This window comes from Dietzia sp. DQ11-44 (assembly GCF_014145205.1).
In the GTDB taxonomy this organism is placed as follows: Bacteria; Actinomycetota; Actinomycetes; order Mycobacteriales; family Mycobacteriaceae; genus Dietzia; species Dietzia natronolimnaea.
Window position 1 is genome coordinate 1 of record NZ_JAALEC010000486.1, and the last position, 2,139, is coordinate 2,139.

General features: G+C 71.7%; 6 protein-coding genes. All 6 read left to right on the forward strand.

What is annotated here, in order from left to right; translation table 11 throughout:
• Positions 1–215: hypothetical protein (locus tag G6018_RS12270; protein ID WP_206685267.1), on the forward strand; the 215-nt coding region annotated here is incomplete at its 5' end.
• A 62-nt stretch (positions 216–277) separates the two neighbouring features.
• Entirely contained in the window at positions 278–511 is a 234-nt protein-coding gene (gene nrdH / locus G6018_RS12275; RefSeq protein WP_182639745.1) for a glutaredoxin-like protein NrdH, read from the forward strand.
• 31 nt (positions 512–542) lie between these two features.
• Positions 543–1,115 (forward strand): DnaB-like helicase N-terminal domain-containing protein, encoded by a 573-nt coding sequence (locus G6018_RS12280; RefSeq protein WP_182639746.1) that lies wholly within the window; start codon positions 543–545, stop codon positions 1,113–1,115.
• A 37-nt stretch (positions 1,116–1,152) separates the two neighbouring features.
• Positions 1,153–1,413 carry a hypothetical protein gene (locus G6018_RS12285; protein ID WP_182639747.1) on the forward strand — a complete coding sequence of 87 codons (261 nt, stop codon included), beginning with the start codon at positions 1,153–1,155 and terminating at the stop codon, positions 1,411–1,413.
• An 11-nt stretch (positions 1,414–1,424) separates the two neighbouring features.
• Entirely contained in the window at positions 1,425–1,607 is a 183-nt protein-coding gene (locus G6018_RS12290; protein ID WP_182639748.1) for a hypothetical protein, read from the forward strand.
• Positions 1,604–2,008, forward strand: coding sequence for a helix-turn-helix domain-containing protein (locus tag G6018_RS12295; RefSeq protein ID WP_182639749.1), 405 nt, complete (start codon positions 1,604–1,606; stop codon positions 2,006–2,008). The genes G6018_RS12290 and G6018_RS12295 overlap by 4 nt, the downstream gene beginning before the upstream one ends.
• Positions 2,009–2,139: the final 131 nt, after the last annotated feature.

Sequence of the window (2,139 nt, forward strand, 5' to 3'; positions counted from 1 at the left end):
GAGGCCCCCGGCACAACCGGAAGGAGAAGGACATGGCTCGCATCAACTACTCGGTCACCGCGACCGAGCCGTGGGAGGCAGCATCGGTCCTGGCCAAGGTGCTCGACCTCACGGTCAACCCGCTCACCGTTCACGAGGACCGGGTCGTCGTCTCCGCGGACGAGGACGACACCGAGATCGTCGGACTCATCGGCCGCACGATCGCCAACGCCTGACCCGCCCCCACCCGGCCCATCGCCGAGAGGCAGACGGGCACCACCCCAGAACGGAGACCGCCATGACCATCACCGTCTACACCAAGCCCCAGTGCGTGCAGTGCGGGGCCACCATCAAGGCCCTCGACAAGGCCGGCCTCGAGTACACGCTCGTCGACATCACCGCCGACGCCGCCGCCCGCGACTACGTCATGGCCCTCGGCCACCTCCAGGCCCCCGTCGTCGTCACCGCCGACGACCACTGGGCCGGCTTCCGCCCCGACCGCATCAAGAACCTCGCGGCCCACGCCGCCTAAGCCACCCACCAGCAGGGGAGGGGACATCACAATGCAGACCATGACCGCCGAGGACCCGCAGGCCACCGCCGACCCGGTCGACGTCGACGACCTCGCCGCCACCGACGACGCCCCCACCGTCCCCGAGCTCGACCCCGAAGCTGCCCTTCTGTGCGCCCTGCTGCACACCACCGACACCACCGAGGCCCGCCACATCACCGGCCACCTCACTGCCGGCGACTTCCTCGGCCCCCGCTACGGCGAGCTGTACGCCGTCATCGCCGAGCTGATCGCCGCAGACGAGCCCCACCACCCGACCCGCGTCCTGGCCGCCCTGACCAGCGCCGGACGCATGGCCGGCCACCACGGCCGGCTCCTGGCCGATGCCCTCCAGACCGTCACCCTGCTCGGAACCCCTGCCGTCGGGCTGACCACCCTCGCCGCCGACGTCCTCGACGCCGCCTACCGTCGCCGCTTCGCCGCCACCGCCCAGACCCTCACCCGCGCCAGCGCCGAAGCCCCCACCGATGAGTTGTTCGAGATCCTCCTCGCCCAGGGCCGCGCCATGCGCACCGAGACTAAGCGCCGCGCCTCACTCACCGCAGGCCCGGCCGCCGCCCAATAGCAGTCGGCGACCGACACCACCCAGAAGGGAAGACCAGATGCCCGTGCAGGCCCAGCTCGAGTGCCAGGTGAGCGACGCCCTGGCAGCCCTCGGAGCCACGATCGACCCCGGCACCGTCTCCGACGCCGTCGACCTCTACCTATGCAAACACGAGCGCGAGACCGGCCAGCCCGTCGACCGGGACGCCATCGGTGCGACCGTCTCCGCCGAGACGATCCAGGCTGCGACCTCATGGCTGCTGACCCTCGACGCGCCGCCCCAGTCGCACCCGGCAGGGGCGACACCCGTACAGCTCTAACGCCAGGCACGATGACGACCATGTACCTCATCGGGACCGGGCCGAGCGAGCTGCACGCCCACATCGACCTCGACCGCGCACGAGGGCGGGCCCTCGACGGGGCCGAGGCGTTCGTGGTCTCGACCGCGCACGAGGGCGGGCACTGGTCGGTCGTCGCCGAGATCCGACCCGACAAGGCGGGGGAGGGGCAGTGACACCGGACGAGGCCCGCTCACTCGGCCGTGCCATTCGTGCCGTCCGCCTCGAGCGCGGACTGTCCCAGCTCAAGCTCGCCGTCGCCGTCGGCGTGAAATCCCCCTGGATCAGCGCCTGGGAGCGCGGACAATCCCAGCCCACCGCCCACGGCCCGGCCGCGACGCCCAGCGCACTCAGCAGGGACCAGCTCGCAGCGATCGCCGACGCCCTGGACTGCACCGTCGGCGACATCGCCGACCGGGCGGCGCTGTCGGCCAGCACCCGCCTCATGTTCGGACTCGAGCCTCTTGGCGCGGCTCGCACGGTGATTGGTGGCCAGGAGTACGACCTCACCGACGCCGAGGCCGACAAAGCAGCCGCGTTCGTCGCAGGTCTGATCGCCGCCCGCGACCTGCACTGACCGCCGGTGTCGGAGGCCCCGGCTACGGTGCCGGCGTGGACGAGCTGGTGGACCGAATCCGACACGCGGCCGACCAGACAGGCGAGGCGCACTTCCTCGAGCTGCTGCGCTGGCACCGCGTCGTCGCCGGC

Bases quoted from the DNA above. Each gene is read 5' to 3' on its own strand.
- G6018_RS12285 (WP_182639747.1), top strand. From the start codon at position 1,153: ATGCCCGTGCAGGCCCAGCTCGAGTGCCAGGTGAGCGACGCCCTGGCA.
- nrdH (WP_182639745.1), top strand. From the start codon at position 278: ATGACCATCACCGTCTACACCAAGCCCCAGTGCGTGCAGTGCGGGGCC.
- G6018_RS12280 (WP_182639746.1), top strand. From the start codon at position 543: ATGCAGACCATGACCGCCGAGGACCCGCAGGCCACCGCCGACCCGGTC.
- G6018_RS12290 (WP_182639748.1), top strand. From the start codon at position 1,425: ATGACGACCATGTACCTCATCGGGACCGGGCCGAGCGAGCTGCACGCC.